At 40.8% G+C, this 24,827-nt stretch carries 20 protein-coding genes; 2 read left to right on the plus strand and 18 right to left on the minus strand.

Going from position 1 to position 24,827, the window contains the following annotated elements; translation table 11 throughout:
- Positions 1-185: 185 nt before the first annotated feature.
- The 16 genes from IE222_RS18485 to IE222_RS18560 all read right to left on the minus strand — a co-directional run bounded on the left by IE222_RS18485 (position 186) and on the right by IE222_RS18560 (position 19,750).
- Positions 186-1,397, minus strand: a complete 1,212-nt coding sequence (locus IE222_RS18485) for an argininosuccinate synthase (RefSeq protein ID WP_191275394.1) — start codon at positions 1,395-1,397, stop codon at positions 186-188.
- 83 nt (positions 1,398-1,480) lie between these two features.
- Positions 1,481-2,434: an ornithine carbamoyltransferase gene (gene argF / locus IE222_RS18490; protein WP_191275396.1), complete on the minus strand. Its 954-nt coding sequence runs from the start codon at positions 2,432-2,434 to the stop codon at positions 1,481-1,483.
- On the minus strand, positions 2,418-5,654 hold the full coding sequence (gene carB, locus IE222_RS18495; RefSeq protein ID WP_191275398.1) for a carbamoyl-phosphate synthase (glutamine-hydrolyzing) large subunit: 3,237 nt from the start codon (positions 5,652-5,654) through the stop codon (positions 2,418-2,420). The genes argF and carB overlap by 17 nt, the downstream gene beginning before the upstream one ends.
- A complete protein-coding gene (locus IE222_RS18500) occupies positions 5,641-6,717 on the minus strand; it encodes a carbamoyl phosphate synthase small subunit (protein WP_191275400.1) in 1,077 nt (358 codons plus the stop codon). The genes carB and IE222_RS18500 overlap by 14 nt, the downstream gene beginning before the upstream one ends.
- A 6-nt stretch (positions 6,718-6,723) precedes the next feature.
- Positions 6,724-7,923 (minus strand): acetylornithine transaminase, encoded by a 1,200-nt coding sequence (gene argD / locus IE222_RS18505; RefSeq protein WP_191275402.1) that lies wholly within the window; start codon positions 7,921-7,923, stop codon positions 6,724-6,726.
- Complete coding sequence (gene argB / locus IE222_RS18510) at positions 7,923-8,720, minus strand: acetylglutamate kinase (protein WP_191275404.1); 798 nt, start codon at positions 8,718-8,720, stop codon at positions 7,923-7,925. The genes argD and argB overlap by 1 nt, the downstream gene beginning before the upstream one ends.
- A 14-nt stretch (positions 8,721-8,734) precedes the next feature.
- Positions 8,735-9,964, minus strand: coding sequence for a bifunctional ornithine acetyltransferase/N-acetylglutamate synthase (argJ, locus tag IE222_RS18515; RefSeq protein ID WP_191275406.1), 1,230 nt, complete (start codon positions 9,962-9,964; stop codon positions 8,735-8,737).
- 37 nt (positions 9,965-10,001) lie between these two features.
- Entirely contained in the window at positions 10,002-11,039 is a 1,038-nt protein-coding gene (gene argC, locus IE222_RS18520; RefSeq protein WP_191275408.1) for an N-acetyl-gamma-glutamyl-phosphate reductase, read from the minus strand.
- Between the two features lie 222 nt (positions 11,040-11,261).
- The gene (gene aroD, locus IE222_RS18525; RefSeq protein WP_191275410.1) at positions 11,262-12,020 is read right to left on the minus strand and encodes a type I 3-dehydroquinate dehydratase; all 759 of its coding nucleotides are present in this window, start codon (positions 12,018-12,020) and stop codon (positions 11,262-11,264) included.
- A 5-nt stretch (positions 12,021-12,025) separates the two neighbouring features.
- Positions 12,026-12,538: a shikimate kinase gene (locus IE222_RS18530; RefSeq protein ID WP_223282800.1), complete on the minus strand. Its 513-nt coding sequence runs from the start codon at positions 12,536-12,538 to the stop codon at positions 12,026-12,028.
- Positions 12,539-13,042: 504 nt separating this feature from the next.
- A complete protein-coding gene (nikC, locus tag IE222_RS18535) occupies positions 13,043-13,945 on the minus strand; it encodes a nickel transporter permease (RefSeq protein ID WP_191275412.1) in 903 nt (300 codons plus the stop codon).
- A gap of 13 nt (positions 13,946-13,958) precedes the next feature.
- Positions 13,959-14,966 carry an ABC transporter permease gene (locus IE222_RS18540; protein WP_191275413.1) on the minus strand — a complete coding sequence of 336 codons (1,008 nt, stop codon included), beginning with the start codon at positions 14,964-14,966 and terminating at the stop codon, positions 13,959-13,961.
- 168 nt (positions 14,967-15,134) lie between these two features.
- Entirely contained in the window at positions 15,135-16,754 is a 1,620-nt protein-coding gene (locus IE222_RS18545; RefSeq protein ID WP_191275415.1) for an ABC transporter substrate-binding protein, read from the minus strand.
- Between the two features lie 50 nt (positions 16,755-16,804).
- Entirely contained in the window at positions 16,805-17,773 is a 969-nt protein-coding gene (locus IE222_RS18550; RefSeq protein ID WP_191275416.1) for an ABC transporter ATP-binding protein, read from the minus strand.
- Complete coding sequence (locus IE222_RS18555) at positions 17,754-18,767, minus strand: ABC transporter ATP-binding protein (protein ID WP_191275417.1); 1,014 nt, start codon at positions 18,765-18,767, stop codon at positions 17,754-17,756. Before IE222_RS18555 ends, IE222_RS18550 begins: the two co-directional genes overlap by 20 nt.
- Positions 18,768-18,985: 218 nt before the next feature.
- On the minus strand, positions 18,986-19,750 hold the full coding sequence (locus IE222_RS18560; protein ID WP_191275418.1) for a MerR family transcriptional regulator: 765 nt from the start codon (positions 19,748-19,750) through the stop codon (positions 18,986-18,988).
- A gap of 152 nt (positions 19,751-19,902) precedes the next feature.
- On the opposite strand from IE222_RS18560, the gene IE222_RS18565 reads away from it, so the two are divergent.
- Entirely contained in the window at positions 19,903-20,262 is a 360-nt protein-coding gene (locus IE222_RS18565) for a DoxX family protein (RefSeq protein WP_191275419.1), read from the plus strand.
- A 238-nt stretch (positions 20,263-20,500) separates the two neighbouring features.
- Positions 20,501-21,997: a peptide MFS transporter gene (locus IE222_RS18570; RefSeq protein ID WP_191275420.1), complete on the plus strand. Its 1,497-nt coding sequence runs from the start codon at positions 20,501-20,503 to the stop codon at positions 21,995-21,997.
- Positions 21,998-22,221: 224 nt separating this feature from the next.
- On the opposite strand, the gene IE222_RS18575 is transcribed toward IE222_RS18570, so the two are convergent.
- Positions 22,222-23,142 (minus strand): Gfo/Idh/MocA family protein, encoded by a 921-nt coding sequence (locus IE222_RS18575; RefSeq protein WP_191275472.1) that lies wholly within the window; start codon positions 23,140-23,142, stop codon positions 22,222-22,224.
- Positions 23,143-23,309: 167 nt separating this feature from the next.
- Positions 23,310-24,551, minus strand: a complete 1,242-nt coding sequence (locus IE222_RS18580; RefSeq protein WP_223282801.1) for a cysteine desulfurase-like protein — start codon at positions 24,549-24,551, stop codon at positions 23,310-23,312.
- Between the last annotated feature and the right edge of the window lie 276 nt (positions 24,552-24,827).

Here is a 24,827-nt window from a genome sequence, read left to right on the forward strand (position 1 = left end):
GCCCCGACAAGTATAAGACAAGCCGGCCGAAAGGTTGTTTTTTAACCTTTTGGGGGATTGGCTTATGACTCGAGGGGCTAGGCGCTGAAGCTGAACATGTGAATTTTTCACATGGTGCCTGACACCGTTATTGACACTATTATTTTAAGCAGAGTGCCCCCGAATCACTTCGGGGGCATCCCTCATTATTTCAAAACTGTTTCTTTCTTGTTCACTTCAGAGTAAACCTTTGTTGGCAGACCCCATAATTTAATGAATCCAACTGCTGCATTGTGATCGAAGGCATCGCCTTTTGTATATGTTGCCAGTTCTTCATTATATAAGCTGTGAACGGATTTACGTCCAACAACCGTATGATTTCCTTTGTGAAGTTTCACACGAATGGTGCCTGATACCACTTTCTGTGTTTCTTCTATAAATGCATCAAGTGCAGCTTTTAATGGTGAGTACCAAAGTCCTTCATAGACAATCTTTGCCATATGCTGGTCAACCTGTGTCTTAAATTGAGTAACCTCACGTGGTAAAGTTAAAAATTCTAACTCTTTATGAGCATTGATTAAAATTAGGGCTCCTGGATTTTCATAGACTTCGCGGGATTTGATCCCTACTAATCTATTTTCGATGTGATCGATACGACCAACACCATGCTTGCCGCCAAGCTCATTTAACGTTTCAATTAATTGAACAAGCGGTAATTTTTCTCCATTAAGTGCAACAGGTACACCTTGTTCGAATTCAATTTCAACATACTCCGCTGCGTCTGGTGTCTTTTCGATTGGATTGGTCCAATCATAAGCAGCTTCCGGCGCTTCTGCCCATGGGTCCTCTAGCACACCTGCTTCACAGGCACGGCCCCAGATGTTAGCATCAATAGAGAAAGGATTATCTAAATCTACTGGAATTGGAATACCATGTTCTTCAGCATAGGCAATTTCTTCGTCACGAGTCATGCCCCATTCACGAACAGGAGCAATTACTTTTAAGTCTGGGTTAAGAGCCTGGATGGAAACTTCAAAACGTACCTGGTCATTCCCTTTACCAGTACAACCGTGAGCTACCGCTACAGCCCCTTCTTTTTCCGCCACGTCCACTAGCAGCTTTGAAATGAGTGGACGAGAAAGTGCTGATGATAGAGGATATTTTCCTTCATATAAGCAATTTGCCTTTAAAGCTGGCAAAATATATTCTTGTGCTAGCATTTCTTTCGCATCGACAATGTGAGCTTTAACTGCTCCAACATTTAACGCTTTTGTTTTTATTGCTTCTAGATCCTTACCTTCACCAACATCCAGCCCTAAAGCAATGACATCATAACCATATTTTTCTTGAATCCATTTAACTGAAACTGATGTATCTAAACCGCCTGAATAGGCTAAAACAATTTTCTCTTTTGCCATGATAACGCTCCTTAAATTCCATTGTTTTGTATTTAAATTCATTTGATAGTATTATTATACATCAATTTCAAAAAAAATAAAGACTATTTTTCTAGTAATATTTTTAAAATTGCTTTTTGAGCATGTAATCGGTTCTCCGCTTCATCAAATACAACAGAATGAGGGCCATCGATAATTTCTGCCATTACTTCCTCCCCGCGGTGGGCCGGCAGGCAATGTAAAAAGAGGAAATCTGCTTTCGCATGCTGGCAAAGTTCTTTGTTAACCTGATAAGAAGCAAAATCCTTTAAGCGTTTAGCTGTTTCTTCCTCCTGCCCCATACTGGTCCAAACATCCGTAACAACGACATCGGCATCTTTGATAGCTTTCACTGGATCATTCGTGATGATAACAGAAGCTCCAGTCTGCTTGCCGTCAGCAATTGCCTTTTCGGTAATTTTTCCATTTGGCAAATATCCTGGAGGACTAGCAATGGTAATATCCATACCTACTTTTACAGCGCCTTCCATTAAAGAATGAGCCATATTATTATTGCCGTCACCAATATAGCAAAGCTTTAATCCAGCAAGCTTTCCTTTATGTTCAAGTATTGTCAGCAGGTCTGCTAAAACTTGAACCGGATGGTGCACATCCGTTAATCCATTAATAACTGGGATTGTCGCATGCTCTGCCAATTCCTTAACCTCTTTGTGGCTATTCGCACGAATCATAATGCCGTCCACATAACGTGAGAGCACCTTTGCGGTATCCGAAATACTTTCTCCTCTTCCTAGCTGCAGATCCTTTGAGTTCAAGAATATTCCATGTCCGCCTAATTGCAGCATGCCGACCTCGAAGGAAACCCTTGTACGGGTAGATGACTTTTCAAAAATCATCCCCAGCACCTTACCGCTTAAATGCGGATGTGGAATTCCCTGCTTTTGCTGTGCCTTCATTTCTTGCGCCACTTCCAGCAGGTAATGGATTTCTTCACTTGAAAAATCCGCCAGCTGTAAAAAATCCTTCTGTTTTACTTGTAATTTAGTTACCCCCAACATAAATCGCACCTCTCTCTTCTTCTTTATTGTAATACTCACTTACCGTCCGAATACTTATTTCTGATAAAGAATCCTTATTCATTTCAAAGATTGCATGAACTGTATCAAAATGGGTGAAAACCGGCACCTTGTAGCGAATTGCTTGCTCACGAATATGGAAACCAAATTTCAATTTATTTCGTCCTTGATTTGGGATATTAATAACCGCTCTTAAAATCTGACTTCGGAACAATTCGTTAACATCGTTTTCATCGCTTACTACCTTTTCTACCGCAACCCCTTTGTTTTGGAGAAAGACAGCTGTTCCTTCTGTTGCCGCAATCTTAAACTCTTTTGCAAGCTCCTGGATAATTGGAAGACTGGACTGCTTTTCCCGATCTGAAATCGAGCAAAATAGAAAGTCTGCTGCTGGATTTCCACCTAAACCAGGTACTGCTTTATCAAGCGCTTCAGAGTAGGTTAATCCCATCCCCAGCACTTCACCGGTTGATTTCATTTCCGGTCCAAGAACATGGTCCACACCTTTCAATTTACCTGAAGAGAAAACCGGTGCTTTTACGGAATAATATGAAGGTTCCGGCTGTAAGCCTGTTGTGTCGCACAAATTCTTTAACGAAACCCCTAATTGAACCGCTATGGCCAACTCAATCATTGGAATTCCAGTTACCTTGCTGATGATTGGCACTGTCCTTGATGAACGCGGGTTAACTTCTAACACATACACCTGATTGTCATAAATTACGAATTGGATATTCATCATTCCAATGACTGGTGCAGTTTTAGCAATTTTACCTGCATAATCTATTAAAGTATTTTTCACTTCCTGAGACATCGAAATTGGTGGAAATACAGAAATACTATCACCGGAGTGCACGCCTGCTTTTTCAATATGTTCAAAGATTCCAGGAACCACAATATTTTCACCATCACTAATGACATCAATCTCGCATTCCAGTCCTGGTAGATATTTATCTACTAATAACGGCCACATTTTTTCATTTGGATTATTTTCAAGCTGCTGCATATAGTCAGCAAGTTCCTGTTCAGAAAAAATCGTAAACATCGCCTGCCCGCCTATGACATAGGACGGTCTTACAAGAACCGGGTAGCCTAATTCAGCCGCCGCGGCAACTAATTCCTCAGCATGATTAACGGTCTTTCCTTCTATATGTGGAATGTTTAATTCCTCAAGCAGCTGGTAAAATTCTTTCCGATCCTCAAGGCGGTCCACATTATCAACTGTCGTCCCTAAAATGTTGATGCCTTCTTCTTCAAGGTCACGTGCAAGATTGATCGCGGTTTGCCCGCCGAATTGAATCAATACTCCTTCAACCTGTTCCTTGGCAATCACTTGAAGGACGTCTTCAACCGCAAGTGGTTCAAAGTATAGGCGGTCGGCAACTGAGTAATCGGTACTTACTGTTTCCGGATTGTTATTAATGACTACGGCCTGATAGCCATGTTTCTTAATCGCTTTGGCCGCATGCACCGAACAATAGTCAAATTCGATCCCTTGGCCGATGCGAATCGGACCGGATCCAATAACAAGGATTTTTTTTGCATCAGTTTTCTCAACTTCATCAAATCCGTGATAAGTAGAGTAATAGTAAGGAGTTACAGCGTCAAATTCCGCAGAACATGTATCAACCATTTTATAACCCGGTTTAACGTTAAGTTCTTTCCATTTATTTCTAACCTGTTTTTCGGGAATTCCATAAATTTGGGCTAAAAGTTTATCGGCTATATTAGTCTTTTTCGCCTGTACCAATAAAGAATTCGGCACATCGGCCCACTGATAGGAAGTTAATTTTTTCTCCATTCCAACAATTGAAGTGATTTTGTGTAAAAACCAGGAATCAATTTCAGTTAATTGATGGACTTTTTCAAGTGAGATACCTCTTCTAAACGCTTCAGCAATGATAAAAAGCCTTTGATCGTTAGCTTTTTCAAGCAGTTCAAATAGTTCATCATCTGTCAAAGAGTGATTGGCCCCACGGCAAAGCCCGTATACATTCATTTCCATTGAGCGTACCGCCTTATTAAGCGCTCCTTCAAATGTCCGGTCAATTGCCATGACTTCACCTGTTGCCTTCATTTGTGTTCCGAGCGTCCTGTCAGCTTCTGGGAACTTATCAAATGGGAAGCGCGGCAGCTTCACAACAATATAATCAATCGCAGGTTCAAATGAGGCAAAGGTATTGCCTGTTATCGGGTTTACAATCTCATCTAAATGGTAGCCAATCGCACATTTTGCGGCCATCCGGGCAATTGGATAACCGGTCGCTTTTGAGGCAAGTGCTGATGAACGGCTTACCCGTGGATTTACTTCAATAATATAATATTGGTTGGATTCAGGGTGCAGTGCGAACTGAATGTTGCAGCCGCCGATGATTTCAAGTTCTCTAATAACTTTGATAGAAACGTCACGGAGCATTTGATATTGCACATCTGTTAACGTTTGCGATGGAGCAACTACAATGGAGTCTCCTGTATGTACGCCGACTGGGTCCATGTTTTCCATATTGCAAACGATGATGCATGTATCATTTGCGTCCCTCATGACCTCATATTCAATTTCCTTCCAGCCCTTGATGCTTTTTTCAACAAGGACTTGGTGAATCGGACTTGCAGCTAGACCTTTTTTCAGCACCATTTCTAATTCTTCATCATTATAGGCGAAACCGCCCCCTTCACCACCAAGCGTAAATGCCGGTCTGATGATGACTGGAAACCCGATTTCTTTTACAAATTGAACGCCTTCCTCATAGCTTTGAATGATGGCAGATTCCGGGATAGGTTCGCCAATAGCCAGCATTAAATTACGGAACCGTTCACGATCTTCACCGTTTTTAATTGACTCAACTGATGTTCCCAGAAGTTCAACATTATATTTCGCTAGAATTTTTTGTTCAAAAAGTTCTACTGTTAAATTTAAGCCGGTTTGCCCGCCTAGAGTACCAATTACACCATCAGGCTTCTCTTTTTGAATAATTTTTTCAATCGTCGCAACATTTAATGGTTCAATATAAACTTTATCGGCGACAGCTTCATCGGTCATAATAGTCGCCGGGTTATTATTCACAAGGACCACTTCGAGGCCTTCTTCCTTCAATGCAATGCATGCCTGAGTACCGGCGTAGTCAAATTCTGCTGCCTGCCCAATAACAATCGGGCCTGATCCAATTACAAGTACTTTTTTTAATCTTTTATTTAACGGCATATTGCGTCTCTCCCAATGCTGCAATCTGTTTAACGAATCCTGTTAAAATATATTCCGTATCACTTGGTCCCGGATGTGCCTCCGGATGAAATTGAACTGTTTGAACCGGATAGTGTTTATGTTTTAAGCCCTCAATCGAGCGGTCATTTATATTCCGATAGGTAACATCGAATACTTTGCCATCAATACTTTCGTCCATAACAACATAGCTGTGGTTTTGTGCGGTTATTTTTACTTTACCGGTAGTTATTTCTTTAACCGGATGATTGCCGCCTCGGTGCCCGTAAGCGAGCTTTTCGGTTTTCGCACCGTAAGCAAGGGCGATTAACTGATGACCTAGGCAAATTCCCAGCGTCGGATAATACTGGCTGATCTTTTTAATTTCTGGGAACCATTTTTGCAGTGCCATTGGGTCTCCAGGTCCGTTACTAAATAGAACACCATCTGGGTTTAAAGACTTAATTTTTTCAAAGGTGGTGTTAAAAGGTACAATCGTTACCGCACAGTTTTCATTTAAGAGCGCCGTAAGGATGGATTTTTTGTAGCCGAAATCTACTAATACCACATGCGGTCCATTGTTTTGGAAAAATTGAGGATTTTGTACTGAGACTTTTTCTATCCAAAAAGGAGTTTGATCTTGTGCAGCAAAATCCGTTCCTTTAGTTTTGCTTAAATACCCTTTAACAGTCCCGCGGCTGCGGATCGTTTTGACAAGAAGCCTCGTATCCACTCCAGCAATGCCGGGTACCCCTGCAGATTTCAGTTTTTCGGAGAATTTTTCAATTGACTGAAAATGGCTCGGTGTTTCACATAGGTCGCCAATCACCACTCCTGATAGTGCAGGAGCAATGCTTTCATCATCTACCGCATTGACACCGTAGTTACCGATGATAGGATAGCAGAACGTAATGATTTGCCCGGCATAGGAAGGGTCCGTGATGATTTCCTGATATCCGGTCATACTTGTATTGAACACCACTTCACCAAGAGAATCCTTTTCCGCACCAATCAGTACACCTTCAAAAACTTCTCCCGTTTCCAAAGTAAGATATCCTTGTGCCATTCGTTCTCACTCGCCTTTCTCCATACTTTGGAATGTTTGTTCCAATTTATCGATTAACTCATTAATTTCCTCTTTCGTTACCGTTAATGGCGGTAAAATACGAATGACATTTGGTCCGGCAGTTAAAATAAGCAGGTGATTAGCGATTGCTTTTTGAACAACTTCGATTGCGTTCATTTCTACAACCATACCTTTTAATAATCCTTTACCGCGAATGTCTTTGATAATCGGAAATTTATCTTTCAAACTTTTTAGCTGTAAATCTAAATAAGCTGCCATTTCCTTTGCGTTTTCTAACACACCGCTCTCAACCAGATGTGTAACAGTTGCCGAACCAGCAGCGGTTGCCAGCGGATTACCGCCAAATGTGCTTCCATGACTCCCTGGTTCAAAGCCTTTCGCAGCTTCCTCTTTGGCTATTATAGCGCCAATTGGGAATCCAGAGCCAAGTCCTTTCGCAAGGCTAATTACATCTGGTTCAATTCCAAATTGTTGATAGGCAAATAATGTTCCCGTTCTGCCCATCCCTGTTTGGATCTCATCAACCATTAAAAGTATGTCGTTTTCTTTACAAATCTGAGCTAGTTTTTGCACCCACTCTTGATTTGCAGGAATCACTCCACCCTCACCTTGAACAAGTTCTAAAAGAACGGCCGCAGGTTTCTTTGTATTTAGGACCTCAAGGGATTCGAAATCATTATAGGGTAAATAACTAAACCCAGGCATTAACGGAAAGAATCCATTTTGGATTTTTTCCTGAGCGGTTGCCGTCAGTGTGGCTAATGTTCTGCCATGAAAGGATTGCTGAAAGGTTACGACTTCAGAAGATGCCTTTCCTTTTACTTTGTTGGCATATCTTCTCGCAAGTTTAATAGCGGCTTCATTTGCTTCAGCACCAGAGTTGCAAAAGAATACCTGATCCCCGCAGCTATTTGCTGTAAGTAATCCCGCTAATTTCTCTTGGTTCGGAATATGATAAAGGTTTGTACAGTGCCAAAGGTTTTGCAGCTGTTCTTCCAGTTTTTCCTTCACAACATCAGGAACATGCCCTAGGTTACAGGTTGCAATTCCTGAAGTGAAATCTAAATATTGTTTCCCTTGATCGTCCCAAACATAACTTCCTTTTCCCTTTACAAGCGTGACTGGGAAACGGCTATATGTAGCCATAATTGGCGATATTTCAGAGACTGTAGTATTGTTTACCATCACGCAATCCCCTCTTCTAACACAATTTTTGTGCCAATTTCTTTACCGTTCGTATAATCTAACAAGCTATTTTTCTCGAAACCGTTAATGATTGCCACTTCACTTATATTATGAACAAGCCCATCAATAGCTGCCTTTACTTTTGGAATCATACCGCCGTAAATTGTATGATTTTCAATCATTTCTTCAATAATTGATTTTGATACCTTATCAATCTTCTTTTTCACACCGTCTTTTTCAACTAAAATCCCCGGAATATCGCTGATGAAGCAAAGATTCGCTCCCAATGCTTTGGCAACCGCTGAAGCGGCAATATCACCGTTTATGTTATAGCGCTGCCCGCTGGCATCAATACCGATTGGAGAAATAACCGGTATGTATCCTTGCCCGATAACCCCTTCGATTACTTTCACGTTTACACCGACAACGTCACCGACAAATCCCAGCTGTTTGGAGTTTTCTGTCGGAACTGCCTGCAGCAGGCTGCCATCTACTCCGCTGACACCAATGGCATTTCCGCCAACTTCGATAATATTTCGAACTACCTGCTTATTGACCATTCCGCTTAATACCATTTCAACAATATCTAAAACATCTTGATTCGTTACTCTAAGTCCGTTCACAAAGCTGGTTTCAACATTCAAGCTTTTTAATAATTGATTGATTAATGGACCGCCGCCATGTACAATGATCGGCGTCCATTCTCCCGATTGATGTAGTGAAATGACATCTTGATAAAATGATCTTGGCAGATTCTCCAATACACTTCCACCGCATTTAATCACTAAATATTTCATTGAATGTCCCCCTCTTACGTGCGGTAGGATGCATTAATTTTCACATAATCATAGGTTAAATCGCATCCCCAGGCGGTGGCACTGTATTCACCTTGATTTAATTCAACATGAATTTGAACATTTTCTTGTTCTAGGTATTTTTTTGCTTCTTCTTCATCAAATGGGATTGGTAAACCATTTTCAAAAACCGGAATAGAGCCTAGTGAAACCTTAATCGCGTTCGGCTCAATCGGCACCCCGCTGTAGCCAATAGCTGTTACGATACGGCCCCAGTTTGCATCCGTTCCATAGATAGCAGTTTTTACAAGATTAGAAGAAATGATGGATTTGCCTACAGCTCGTGCCGCATTCTGACTAAAGCCTCCATCCACTTTCACTTCTATCAGCTTAGTCGCCCCTTCACCATCGCGGGCAATCTTTTTTGCCAGTGACTCACAAACGATTTTCAAGCCTGTTTTAAAAACTTCCCAATCAGGATGGTCTTTTGTCAGCTGCTCATTGTCTGCCATGCCGTTTGCCATAACAACGACCATGTCATTTGTACTTGTATCACCATCTACCGTTATCATATTAAAGGTTTGGTTTGTGATATCCTTTAGGGCATTTGATAAATCTTCATGTGCAATGTTTGCATCTGTTGTCACAAATCCAAGCATTGTCGCCATGTTTGGGTGAATCATGCCAGATCCTTTAGCAGCACCGCCAATGCTGACAGTTTTTCCGTCAATATTCAATTGAACACCAATCTGTTTCACCACGATATCCGTTGTTAGAATGGCTTGAAGAAAGTTATTAACACCTTCATGCTCTTTATTTAAAATCTGTTTAATGCCCGTATTAACTTTTTCCATTGGCAGTAATTCACCAATCACACCTGTTGAGGTAACCGCTACCAAGTGATTTTGAATCCCGAGTTCACCGGCAAAATTGTTTTGAATTTCATAGGCATCCTTTAGCCCTTGCTCTCCTGTGCACGCATTGGCATTAGCGGAATTGACAATCATCGCCTGAATTTTATTTTCTTTCGCAATACTTTCTTGTGTAACCACAAGCGGTGCTGCTTGAAATACATTCGTTGTATACACTCCAGCAGCCGTCGCGGGAACTTCAGATACAATATAACCTAAATCATTGCGTTTTCTTTTTAAGCCGCAGTGTAAGCCGCCTGCTTTAAACCCTTTAGGTAATGTGACACTTTCCTCTGCTAAAATAACAATCTCTTTACTTGTAGTTGCCTGTGCCAATTCTAATTCCCCCTTTATCTTCCTTTGTTTACATTATTTATGGATACATTGGTAATTGGTTTAGACCGCTTCGTTCATCCCAACCAAATATGATATTCGCATTTTGTATTGCCTGCCCGGCAGCTCCTTTGACTAAGTTGTCGATGACAGAGATGATTGTCAGCCGGTTCGTCCTTTGGTCCACATGAAGACCTATGTCGCAATAGTTGCTTCCAAGGACTTCTTTTGTAGCCGGAACCGTTCCTTCTGGCCTGATTCTAACAAATGGTTTATTTTTATAAAATTCATTGTATAATTCTACAACTTCCTTAGTTGAAATCGTTTCAGTTAACTTAAGATACGTACTGCACATAATTCCTCTGGTCATTGGAACCAGGTGGGTTGTGAAGGTAACTGCGATTTGGCTGCCGCTCTCATCAGAGAGGACCTGTTCGATTTCTGGAATATGCTGGTGTGCCCCAAGTTTATAAGCTTTCAAGTTTTCATTGATTTCGGCATAATGAGCGGTTAAGGAAAGTCCTCTTCCAGCGCCGGATACTCCAGATTTTGCATCAATGATGATAGATTCTTGATCTGCGATATTGCCATTTAAGATTGGCAGGAGTCCAAGAGTTGCTGCTGTTGGATAACAGCCTGGATTAGCAATTAGAGTAGCATTTTTAATGTGTTCTGGATAAATTTCGCTTAATCCATATACCGCTTGATTAATATATTTATTATCGGCTGGAGTCCTTTTGTACCATGTTTCGTACTGTTCTGTGGACCTTAGCCTAAAATCACCTGATAGGTCAATGCATTTAATTCCTGTCTCCATTAGCTGTGGAACAAGATTGCTGCTCACACCTGATGGAGTTGCTAAGAATACAACTTCATTATTTGCCGCTATATTGTCCACATCAAATTTTTCCAATGGATGCTCCATTATTTCTGACAAATGCGGATAGCTGTCGCTGAAGTTGTTTCCTGCTTGAGAGTTCGATACAACCGATCCAACCTCTAAATATGGATGCTGATTAATCAGCCTAATTAACTCAATCGCCCCATACCCTGTACCACCGATAATTGCAGCTTTCAATTTTTTCACTCCTACGCATTGCTTAATAATGAATTATTATACATGCATGTATATAATTATTCAACGGATATTTATAAATATTTATAAAATTTTATTTTTATTCACACCAATAGAATTGCATTTCTATTGGTACCGTTTTCATTTTTGGTAAAAAAAGACTGCACAAAAAAAAGTTGTCCTTTTTTGTGCAGTCTTTTTATATTTTTATATATTTACTAATAATTAGTACGTTAAAAGATTTAATGTTTTTCTTAGTTCCGACACAGCAATTTGTCCTGGAGCCGATTCTTTTCCAGCAGAACCAAATGTTAGTGCGGAACCAAATGTTCCACCGGCCAGGCGGCTGATCACGCCTATGCTTCCCATGGAAATAGTAATTATCGGTCTATCTGCATATTGGGTATACATTGTATTGGTTGCATGCAACAAAGTCAGTACATCTTCTTGGCAAGTCGGCATGACGGCAATTTTCGGAAGATTCCCGCCTAATTCCTGAGCTCTTCTTAAACGTGCCACAATTTCCTCTTTTGGAGGGGTTTTCTCAAAATCATGATTAGAAATAATGACAAATACATTATTTAAGTGGGCTGATTGGATTAATGATTTTACAAGAGATTCTTCATTAAATAATTCAACATCAATGATGTCAGCATGGCCGGTTTCAATAATTGCTTTATTCAATTCCATATAATATCCCGGACTGATTTCCTTTTCGCCGCCTTCTTTTGCACTTCTGAAGGTAAATATTATCGGTGTGTCGGAAAGAATCGCTCGGATTTGCTTTAATGCGTCTTTCACCTTTTGTATATCATCAACCTGTTGAAAAAAGTCTGCCCGCCACTCCACAATATCCAAATCAATTGTTTTTAACCTTTTTGCTTCATCTAATAATTCCGTTAATGTTTTTCCAACCATTGGTACACAAATTTTCGGGGCTCCTTCACCGATGGTGATGCCGCGGACTTTAATGGTTTTCTTCATAATATCTATTCCACCTTTAGGAGAATTTCATTTACGACTTCTTCTGGATTCTTGTGATCAACTTCAATTTGTAAATGATGATCAGAATAGATCGCTTTCCTCTTATTAAAAAGCCCTTCCATTTCTTCGATTGTTTTTCCTTGCAGTACTGGTCTGCTGTCGATGATAAGACTGAGCCTGTCCTTCCAGTTTTCGAATGAAATATTTAAATAAATGACTGTGCAGTTTGTCAGGCATTCATTTTTGATATCATTCTGCAAGAATGCGCCCCCGCCGACGGAAATGATTTTACTTTCCTGTTTAGTAATTCTTGTAATTAACTCTTTTTCTTTATCTCTAAATACCTTTTCACCAAATTTCTGAAAAATTTCCGGAATCGGTATATTGAATTCTTTTTCTATTTCTTCATCTATATCGATAAATTCACGATTAAGTTTTTCTGAAAGCCGCTTGGAGACCGTCGTCTTACCAACCCCCATAAAGCCTATTAATACAATACTTTTGTTTTTATTACTCACTTAAATTCCTCCTGCTTCAAAGAACAATCTTTAGGTAATTATAAATCTTCTGATTATATATGACAAAACCTATTTTGAGCGATTGCACTCCTTTTTTATTGCCTAGTGTAACTTTACCTTTTATACGCGACCGAGCAACTCCTTTTTTTAGAGACACGGTCGCCTAAAACCTTTATACGCTACCATGACACTCTTTTTTGCTTGCTCTCGGTCGGCTATACCCCTTATACGCTACCCTTACACTCTTTTTTGCTTGCTCTCGGTAGCCTATAACCCTTATAAGCTACTCACCTACTCTTTTTTCATCGCTTTCGGTCGCCTATACCCCTTATAAGCTACCCTAACACTCTTTTTTGCTTGCTCTCGAGCGCCTATAACCTTTATACGCTATCGTGCGACCCATTTTTTTCACTCTCTCGGTCGTTTATAACTCCTTATACACACAAGATACCCCTCTCCATATCAGCATCACATAAAAAAGACCCCGTTATGGAGTCTTTTCATCTAGTTTTTCATTTTCGGATCGAGCACGTCACGCAATCCGTCCCCCATCAGGTTAAATCCAAGCACTGTCAGCATGATGGCCATACCTGGGAAAAATAATGTCCATGGGGCGTTAGTTATATAGTTCTTGGAATCGGCCAGCATTTTCCCCCACTCTGGTGTCGGCGGCTGGGCGCCCAAACCGAGGAAGCCTAAGGCTGCTGCCTCAATAATTGCAGTGGCAATAGCAAGTGTTGCCTGAACTATTACCGGAGAAATACTGTTCGGTAAAATATGGCGAAAGAGAATCCGAGAATCCTTCATCCCAATCGCACGCGCTGACATAATGTACTCTTCCTGCTTAACACTTAACACTTTTGAGCGGACAAGCCGGCCAAAGTTTGGCACATTGATAACAGCAATCGCGATTAAAGCGTTTTGCAGTGACGGACCAAGAATCGCGACAACGGCAATCGCCAATAGAATGCTAGGGAAAGCCAGCATAATATCGAACATTCGCGAAATAATCGTATCCACCCAGCGGCCGTAGTATCCTGCCACAATTCCTAGGAACGTGCCAACTACTACAGAGCCTAAAACTGAGAAAAACCCTACCCACAAAGAAATTCTTGCTCCATACAGCACCCGGGAAAAAATATCGCGTCCGAAGTCGTCCGTACCAAACCAATGCTTGCTTGAAGGGGCCTGCATCCGCTCGGACATGACTTGTTCTTTAAAGCCGTATGGAGCGATCCACGGGGCAATGATGGCGATAATGATAAAAAAGATAACAATTGCTAGACCGATGACGGCTAAACGATTTTTATAAAAGGACCGCCATGCCTCCTTCCACGGAGGTATAAACTTTTCTTCAGCTGGTATCGTCGTCTGTATATCAGCTGTATTTTTTGCAAGTTCTGCCACTAACGGTCCCCCCTTATTTAGTAAATTTTATTCGCGGATCGATAAGAACATATAATAGATCCACAATCAAATTGATTAGAACGAAGATTGCAGCGATAATCAGAATCCCAGATTGGATAACAGGGTAATCACGGAAATTAATAGCATCATATAAATATCTGCCTATCCCAGGCCAGCCGAAGATCGTTTCTGTTAAAATCGCTCCACCTAATAGCAGACCTGTTTGTAGACCGATAACTGTAAGAACAGGAATAATGGCATTTTTTAATGAATGCTTGTACACCACCCAAAACATTCTCAAGCCTTTAGCTCTAGCAGTACGAACGTAATCGGATCTCATGACCTCAAGCATCGTTGCCCGTGTCATCCTGGCAATTATCGCCATTGGGATTGTTGCAAGGGCAGCACTAGGTAAAATCAAATGCTGAAAAACTATTTTAAATTGATCAAACCTTCCTTGCAGAAGTGTATCAAGCAAATAAATATTCGTTATCGATGTAACAGGGTCTCTGGGGTTCTCTCTCCCCGTTGTCGGCAGCCAGCCTAATTCAATTGAAAATACCCATTGTCCCATTAAACCAAGCCAGAAAATTGGCATCGAGACGCCAACTAAAGCAAAGACCATCGCGGCATAATCAAACCATGATTTTGAAAACCATGCGCTGATGATTCCGGCATTGACGCCGATAATAACAGCAATAATGATAGCAACTACCGTTAACTCCATTGTTGCTGCCAGATATGGCCAAACTTCCTGATTGATTGGACCCCTTGTCCGAAGTGATATTCCTAAATCTCCATGCAGGAGGGCACTAATATAATCAAAATATTGTATGTACCACGGCTGTTCAAGGCCTAATTGTTTCGTCAGTGCCGCGATTGTTTCTTTTGTGGCCCTTTGTCCAAGAATTACCTGTGCTGGGTTTCCCGGGATGGCATGGATAATTGCAAATACAATCAAGGTCATGCCGATTAAAACAGGTATTAATGAAAGTATTCGCCGGACTGTATAGGTTAGCAACTTCCTCACCTCTTTTTTGAATTATTTCTATGATTTCTGATTCTCAGATAAATGCAGTAAATCGCGGATATTATCCAAAAACTCGCGGATTATCACTGTAATTATTTCCAAATACAAATCCTTGTTGGAAAAAGGGGAGGTAAAGTCACCTCCCCTCTCATAACACAGTTACTGTTTGAATTCGACTTTACTTAATACTTCAGAACCAGTTGGATGCGGCAGGTAATTTGCCACATCTTTAGCTGCTGCCAATAGCGGCGTTGAGTGAACAAGCGGCACCCATGGAGCATCTTCATGGATAATTTCTTGCGCTTTCTTATAAAGCTCGTTACGCTTTTCTTGGTCAGAAATCGTTTGAGCTTCTATTAAAATATCATGCAGTTCATCATTGCTATACTGTGCATTATTATTGGCTCCAATGCTGTCTTTATCAAGCAATGTGTATAGGAAGTTATCTGGGTCACCGTTGTCTCCAGTCCAGCCAAGCATGAACATATCAAACTCACCTTTGGTTGCCTTATCTAAATAAGTAGGCCAGTCAACCGATTTAATGTTTGCTTTGATATTAATTTTGCTTAAGCTTTCTTGAATAACTTCTGCAACCTTTTGTGCTTCAGGCATGTATGGCCGTGCTACAGGCATTGCCCATAGGTCAATTTCAAAACCTTTTTCAAGACCAGCTTCTTTAAGTAATGCTTTTGCCTTTTCTAAGTCATACGGATACTCTTGAATCGCATCGTTGTATCCTTCAATCGAAGGAGGCATTGGGTTTTTCGCAGCAAGTGCTTTACCGCCGTAGAATGCATCGATAATCGTCTTTTTATCAATAGCATGGTTGATTGCTTGACGAACAAGCTTATTATCAAACGGCTTACGAGTAGTTGTAAGACCTAGATAACCCACGTTCATGGATGGACGTTCGATGATTTGCAGCTTATCATTTGCCGTTACAGTTGCTTCATCTGAATTATTTAAACCATCCATTACGTCGATTTCACCATTTGCAAGGGCATTAAGACGTGCCGTATTTTCCGGGATGACGCGGAAAATGATTTTATTTAACTTAGGAAGGCTCTTATCCCAGTATTCAGTGTTCTTTTCAATGACAATCTTGTCATTTGCCTTCCACTCAACGAATTTGAATGGACCAGTACCAACTGGATTTTTTCTGAAATCGTCGCCATATTTTTCAAGGGCTGCCGGGCTGGCAATGCCAAACATGGACATAGCAAGATTTTTCAAGAATGGTGCTTGAGGTCTTTTTAAAGTAAATTGTACTGTGTGATCATCAATTGCTTTAATTTCCTTAATCACATGGCCTTCGTCCTTCTTAAATCCACCAAACATTGTGTAATATGGGAATTTCTCTGCATCACCATTCATCCAGCGATTAAAGTTGAAGATGACTGCTTCGGCATTAAAATCAGTACCGTCATGGAATTTTACCCCTTGACGCAGATTGAAGGTATAGGTTAAGCCATCATCAGAAACTTCCCATTTTTCAGCAAGGCCCGGATGAATTGTTGTATCTTGCTCGCCGTAATTTAACAAAGTTTCAAAAATATTAATTGTAACCTTGAAAGTTTCACCTTCAGTAGTAGTGATTGGGTCTAGCGAAGCAGAGTCACCGCCGCGGCCATAGACAAGCGTATCTTTGGCAGGAGCGCCGCCCTCAGCCGGCTTCTCTTTATCGCCAGCATTGGAATTCGATTTGTCGCTGCAGCCAACAAGGAACATACTGATGGCTAATAAAGAAATTAGCAGCATTTTTAACATTTTGTTCTTCATTTAGTTTCTTACCCCCCATTTTTTTGTTTTAATATCATAAATGCCGCCCATCACTCGTTATATAAATGGCAGGCAACATAATGACCATTAAGAACACGCTCTATTGGTCTTGTTGTTTTACAAATATCCAAGCACTCTCCGCATCTTGTATGAAACGCACAACCAGACGGAGGATTTGCCGGACTTGGAAGGTCCCCTTCTATTAAAATCGTATTCTTCTTTAAATCGGGGTCCGGGATTGGGACAGCGGAAAGCAGTGCTTTTGTATATGGATGTAATGGAGTATCGTATAGTTCTTCACTCTCAGCTAATTCTATTAATCTACCTAAATACATCACGCCTACCCGGTCGCTGATGTGCCGGACAACACCTAAGTCGTGGGCGATAAAGATATAGGTTAGCCGAAATTCCTGTTGAATATCTTTCATTAGATTAAGCACCTGAGCTTGAATCGAAACATCAAGAGCCGAGACTGGCTCATCCGCAATTATCAGTTTCGGCTTGGTCATGAGTGCTCTCGCAATCCCAATCCGCTGACGCTGTCCGCCGCTGAATTGATGCGGATACCTTTTAGCATGGTAACTGCTCAAGCCAACAACCTCGAGCATTTCCTTCACTCGTTTTCGGCGCTCCTCCGTTGTCCCAATTCCATGGACAATTAAGGGTTCTTCTAAAATTTGCTCAATGGAGTGCCGAGGATTGAGGGATGCATAAGGGTCTTGAAAGACCATTTGAATGTCTCGGCGGACTTTACGTAATTCCGACTTTGACATCTTGGTAATCTCTTTATCTTCAAAAATAATAGAACCGTCACTTGCTTCTATTAGACGCATCAAAAGGCGGCCGGTTGTCGATTTGCCACATCCGGATTCCCCAACTATGCCCAAGGTTTCACCTTTTTTCACATAAAAAGAAACGTCATCAACCGCTTTTACTTCTCCTTGTTTCCTTCCCAATACTCCGCCAGTTATAGGGAAATACTTTTTAAGTCCGTTTACTTCAAGAAGTAACTCCGACATGTTCGTCTCTCCCCTCTTTCAATGTATGTAGGAAACAGCGCACTTCATGTCCGTCTTTTTCCAAATTATATAAATCAGGTGCATCTAATCGGCACCTTTCAAATACTTCAGTACATCTAGCAGCAAAACGACAGCCTTGTAATATACTTCCCGGTGTCGGAACTGTTCCTGGTATACTATAAAGTCGTTCTTTCTTTTCTTTTAAATTTGGAACCGATTTCAATAATCCTTTCGTATAAGGATGCTGTGGGTTTTTCAAGATGGTTCGTACGTCTCCCTGCTCTACTACCTGTCCGGCGTACATGACGATTACCCGTTCACAGATTTCGGCGACGACACCTAAATCGTGGGTAATCAAAATAATCGAGGTATTGGTTTTTTGATTCAACTCTTTCATTAATGCAAGAATTTGTGCCTGAATGGTCACATCAAGGGCAGTTGTCGGCTCGTCCGCAATTAACACTCTTGGATTACAAGCCATTGCCATCGCAATCATCACACGTTGACGCATACCCCCAGAGAGTTGATGCGGATACTCTTTTAGAATTCCTTCCGCCCTTGGAATTCCCACTAGCTTTAATAACTCGATGCTGCGGGCAATTGCTTCTGTTTTTGAAAATTTAGTATGTAAGCGAATAGCTTCCATTAATTGGTTGCCGATTGTAAATAATGGATTGAGAGACGTCATTGGCTCCTGGAAAATCATTGAAATCTGGTTACCTCGAATTTTTCTCCATTCTTTTTCAGAAATATTTTTAAGATCTTTTCCATCAAAAATGATTTCACCATTCTCAATTTTCCCAGGCGGAATTGGTATTAGGCCCATCGCTGCAAGTGAAGTGACACTTTTGCCGCTCCCGGATTCGCCGACAATCCCGAGAATTTCTCCTTCTCTTAATTCAAAGCTGATTCCATCCACAGCAGGAAGGAACTTCTTGCCTGATTGGAAGGAAACCTTTAAATCTTGTATTTGTAGAATAGGTTCATTTTTCACTTTTCCACCTACCTAATCGTTATAATATAACTTCGTGAAAATATCATAAAATAATAAATATTATGACAATTATATCATACAACATTTTCTAAAAAAACTCAAAATTGGTTATATATATAAAAAAGGTACCCGCCGCCTAGTCACAAAGACCTAAAAAAAGATGCCTGCCCCCACTATGGATAACTCAGTACCACAGTGGGGGCAGGCCCCATATAATATTATTGTTTAAATCCGGTATAAATAAGAATGGCATCTCTTAGAAATTCGGCTGTCCCGAGTTGTCCTTTGTCATAGTAGGATTTGAATCTTTCATCTTCTACGTACATTCTCGCGAGACCTGCATGGGCCTCCTTACTGTATTCGTTCCAGTAATAGGTAAGCCATTTTTTATGCAGACCAGCTGCTTTTTGCCCTAACTCTCCTGCAGGATCAGCAGTTTTCATGGCTTCCGTAAGGGTTTTCGTTACTTGTTCTGCAAGAGCTGTGACCTCTTCATATTGTTTCTGTGTCATCTTTAGAAATTTGGCATTTGAGAGGTCAACCGTATCACTGCCGTATTTCTCTCTAATTTCCTCTCCGAAATTTTTTTCATTCTCATCTATCGTTTTCTTCTTAAAGCCTTCAAATTTTTCTTTATCAGACATTTCCGTTCTCCCTTCCGAATGAGCAATTGTCTTTTCAACATTCGCAATTAATTGGTTAAGTTGTTCACGCTTTTCAAGGAGCTTTTTCCGATGTTCTGTAAGCGCCTTTTGGGCATTAAATGCGGGGTCTGTGATGATCTCCTTAATATCCTCAAGACCTAAACCTAATTCACGATAGAACAGGATTTGCTGCAGACAGTCAACTTCCGCTTGACCATATATACGGTAACCCGACGAAGTCACTCTAGCCGGCTTAAGAAGGCCAATTTCATCATAATACCTTAAAGTTCTGCTGCTCACACCCGCCAAACTTGCCAGCTTCTGCACTGTATACTCCACTGAACCATCACCTCCTCTATAACCAACAATACACCTTTACGCAACGTCAAGGTCAACAACTAAAATTGGTGCCTGACACCATTTTTATTAAACCACTTTTTTAGTATTGTTTGTCCTTCATGGTGCATAAAGTTGTACAAAGGGGGATGAACATGCGATATTTATCAACTATGAAGCTTATTCGATATGCGGTCGCATATGTTTTCGTTATTTCCGGGTTGATGAAATTGTTAAATACGGAAACAGCCAATCATTTTATTGGCCTAGGATTGCCGTATCCTGAGATGATGCTCCATCTGGTGATTATTCTTGAGATTGGCTGCGGCATTTTGGTATTGCTAAATAAGTGTGTTAGAACAGCGGTGATCCCGTTAATTGCAATTATAATTGCAGCCATTCTAATCACAAAGCTTCCATATTTAAACTCTAACCTGCTGCAATTTGCTTTTTATGCAAAACTAGACATTGTGATGTTAGTTTTACTAGGAATCCTATATAACCGAAACCAATAAAATTTACAAAAAACCAGATTGTCTTTACGCCAATCTGGTTTTTTTCTTCTATTAGTTTGAGTGTTGTATGATTCAAAATACAGATATTATTTTGAAAAAACTTTCTTTTTCCACTCAGCCTATTCCCAAACATTGAATTATCAATGTTTTTAGTTACTTTCTATTCAAGGATTTAAAAAAAGTTTTTGACGATTCTAAAATATAAAAGTATTATAGAATAACAAAAGGAGGTAATTTGATGTCGAATATTAATAGACAGAAAATTGTGGATAGTGTACCTCAAAAAGGATTTTTCGGACATCCTAAAGGGTTATTCACACTGTTCTTTACAGAATTTTGGGAGCGCTTCTCTTATTATGGAATGAGAGCTATCCTAGTTTTCTATATGTACTATGAAGTTTCTAAGGGCGGCCTGGGAATGGACCAGACCTTGGCACTTTCCATTATGTCGATTTACGGTTCTCTTGTTTATATGTCCGGAATTATTGGTGGATGGCTTGCTGACCGTGTCTTTGGTACGTCAAAAGCCGTTTTTTACGGCGGCATACTTATCATGCTTGGCCATATTGCCCTTGCAATTCCAGGAAGTATTGCCTTTTTCTTTGTTTCCATGGTATTAATTGTCATCGGTACAGGATTATTAAAACCTAATGTATCAAGTGTAGTCGGTGAAATGTATAGTGAAACAGATAACCGTCGTGATGCCGGCTTTAGTATTTTTTACATGGGGATTAACCTAGGTGGATTCCTTGCACCATTAATCGTTGGTTCCAAGACAATCATGGATACCAGCTTCCACTTAGGATTTGGTATCGCAGCTGTAGGTATGTTCCTAGGTTTGCTAGTGTTCGTATTTACCAAGAAAAATAATCTTGGTCTTGCCGGAACCATTGTTGCAAACCCGCTCTCCCCTGCTGAAAAGAAAAAGATCTTTACTTACTTCGGATTAGCTATTGTAATTATTGCTATTATTTGTTTCATTACCATTCCAAAAGGAATCTTAACTTTCCCGGTCTTTATTACTATTGTTAGTATCCTTGGCTTACTGATTCCTACTATTTATTTTATTAGAATGTATATCAGCCCTAAAACGACGGCTGTGGAACGTTCTCGTGTCATTGCTTATATTCCATTATTTATTGCGTCAGTTATGTTCTGGGCAATTCAAGAGCAAGGTTCAACCATTCTTGCCAACTATGCAGATACACGAACACAGCTCAACTTTGCTGGAATGACTATTTCACCGGCCTGGTTCCAATCCTTAAATCCATTATTTATTATTATTTTAGCGCCAGTGTTTGCGATGCTATGGGTAAGATTAGGAAAATATGAACCGTCTATTCCGCAAAAGTTCTCTTTAGGATTATTGTTCTCTGGGTTATCATTCTTGATCATCCTATTGCCTGCCTACCTTGGCGGATCGAATTCTTTAGTAAATCCATTATGGCTTGTACTTAGTTATTTTGTCTGCGTACTTGGCGAACTGTGCTTATCGCCTGTAGGTTTATCTGCTACAACGAAACTAGCACCTCAAGCCTTCGCAGCGCAAACGATGAGCTTATGGTTCTTATCCAATGCAGCAGCACAAGCTGTTAATGCGCAGATTGTTAAATTTTACACCCCTGAAACGGAAATGATGTATTTCGGTGTCATCGGCGGCGCCTCTATCGTCTTAAGTATTATTCTCTTTATGCTTGCACCGAAAATTCAAGGTTTCATGAAGGGTATTCGTTAAATTGTTTATATTAGTGTCTGGTGTCCCGCTAAAAGACGAGGAAACCGGACACTTTTTTTATTTTCTTTTATTTAAAAATTGAATTACATCTCAACATGGAAATTAAGCTGTTAGAGCTTAGGTATTGAAATTTAACTATAGAGGAATCCCCCTTTTCTCCCAAAAAACCGGGCAACTGCCCGGTTTTCTTATTTAGGGAAATATGATGCTACGAAAAACTCTCTCTATAATACGTTTCTATTTTTTAATAACTTTGAAATAATTTCTTCACAAATTTCATGCGTTTCCAGTGAATCCCAAGCTGTAATTTCAGGGCTGGTGTTCGATTCCATCGACTGGATAAAATCATTGACCATTTCCTGAAATCCCCGCTTAACCAACGTCGGCTCCCAATCGCTGCTCCTCACTTCGAAATTTTCCATATCCTTTGAAATTATCAATTGCGAAACATTGTATACTGTTCCCTTCTCATATGGACCCATGACTTGAGCAATTTCCTCATTTGTGCCATTGTCTCTGTTCATAATTCCAATCGCTGTTCCGCCTTGCGAAATAAATTGGACTACAACATGATAAAGGGTCCCATTTTCAAACCTGCCATTCACCAGCAGTTCTTCAATAGGATAAGGCGATAGGTAACGCATCGTATCAACAACATGAATAAAATCATCGAAAATAAAGTTTCTGGGTTCGCCGGGAAGATTATGACGATTCTTCTGTACTATGACCATGTTTGGCTGGACAATTTTCTTTAACCGCTTATAAGAAGGAGCATATCTGCGATTGAAACCAGTCATAAGGGTCAGTCCCTTCTCCTCGGCTAGCTCCACCAGCCTTTTTGCACCTTCATAATTATCCGTGATCGGCTTGTCCACAAAGACATGTACACCTCTGTTAAGCAGCCAGCTGACGATTTCCTCATGAGAAGATGTTGAGGAATGAACAAAGGCCCCAATAATTCCACAATTAACAAGTGATTCCAAATCAGAATGAAGATGGCTAAATCGGTATTGCTCGCCAATCGCTTTTAACTTGTCCTGATTTCTCGTATAAAAATGAAAATCTACATCCTTTATTTGGCTATAAACAGGCAGATAGGCTTTTTGGGCGATATCCCCCAGCCCAATTACTCCGATTTTCAACACAAACATCCCTCCGATAACTGTTTCTCCAGCTAATTTTACCATCCAGCATGCGTTTATGCGCCTTTTATTTCTGTTCCCTTTCTTTCAGACATGTGTCCATCAATTGACTGCTTTTCTAGTGCTTTTAAAAAACCGAAGCATCCCATTGGCTGCTCCGGTTTAGGATATTATTTATTTACTACTTTAAGAGACTTTATATAGGCTTTGATTGCTTCGGTAACCAGTTCTATTTCTTCTTCCGTATTATATGGAGCAAAGCCTGCGCGAATCCAACCGCCTGTTTCTTTGATCGCCAGTTTTTCTGCAAGTGTTGACGCATAGAAATCCCCGCTCGCAATGAAAATTGCATAGTTTTCAGCAAGCCAACTGCAGACTTCTACCGGATTGGCACCATTAATCGTAAAGGCAATTGTTGGAGTCTTCGCAACGGATTCAGGCGCTTGGTATAACGTTACCTCGGGAATATTTTTCAGCGCAGCTCGCAGTTTCCTCGCAAGTTTATTTTCGTATTCTTCCATTCTTGCATAAGCGCTTTCGATTTTTCCCCTGCGGGTCGCCCCCATTCCTAAACTGGCAATAAAGTTAATTCCCGCTTCCAGCGCGGCGATTGCTTCATGGTTCTGTGTGCCTGTTTCTAGTTTGTCAGGGATATACGTTGGTGCCGGCTGTAGTTTATAAACAGATAATTTTTCAAAAACTTCTTCCTTGATGACCGCAATGCCAAGATGCGGTCCGAAAAATTTATATGCTGAACAAAATAGTAAATCTGCTCCAATTTGATCACGGTTGACCCGAAAATGAGGGACAGCATGAACGGCATCAACAGCAAGCATAGCCCCGACTTCATGTGCCCGTTTTGAAATAGTCTCTATATCTGTAATTGTTCCGACAGCATTGGAAGCAAGTGTAACCGAGACGAGCTTTGTATTCTCGTTAATGAGCCTATTTAGGTTGGATAAATCCAATGTCAATGTTTCCGGGTCAACAGGAATAAAGCGGATTTCAACCCCAGCATCATCGGCCGCAGTCGCCCATGAATCCACATTGGAGCGATGGTCGATTTCGGATACCACAATATTATCACCGCTCGTCCATGTTTTTTTCAAAGCACGCGAAACAGCAAACATTAAGGAAGTTGAATTTTGACCAAAGGCCACTTCGTTTGTTTTGGCACCAACTAGGTCAGCTGCTGCTCTTCTCGCATTTTCAATATGCTGTTCTGTCTCCTTGCTTGTTGGGAATTCCCCGTGCAAATTTGCTCCACCATCAGACATATACGAAACCATTGCCTCAATCACGGGCATTGCTACCTGCGAGCCTCCAGGCCCATCCAGATAGATGGCTTGCTTCCCGTTATACTTGCGGGCCATTGCCGGAAATTGCCGGCGTACTTCTTCAATTGGAAACATCTTGACCATACTCCTTTTTTAAAAAGTTTTTCAAGCATATGGTAGTAATACGGCGCTAGGCTGGGCATTCCTGCAAAAAATACCAAATTACTAGATAAAGAGCGGGCCAATAGGTTAGTTTTTTTTAATAATCATTGTTGGGGCAAGGGTTCCTCTTTGCTCTCGTACGCTTGTCATGGGAACTTAAACCAGGTTCCGACAGTCCACTATGTCCTCATGAAGCGTTGATGAGAACTCCAACCAGGTTCCGACAGCCCAATATGTCCTCATGAAGCG

It is taken from the genome of Neobacillus kokaensis, from assembly GCF_014656545.1.
Classification (GTDB): Bacteria; Bacillota; Bacilli; order Bacillales; family Cytobacillaceae; genus Neobacillus; species Neobacillus kokaensis.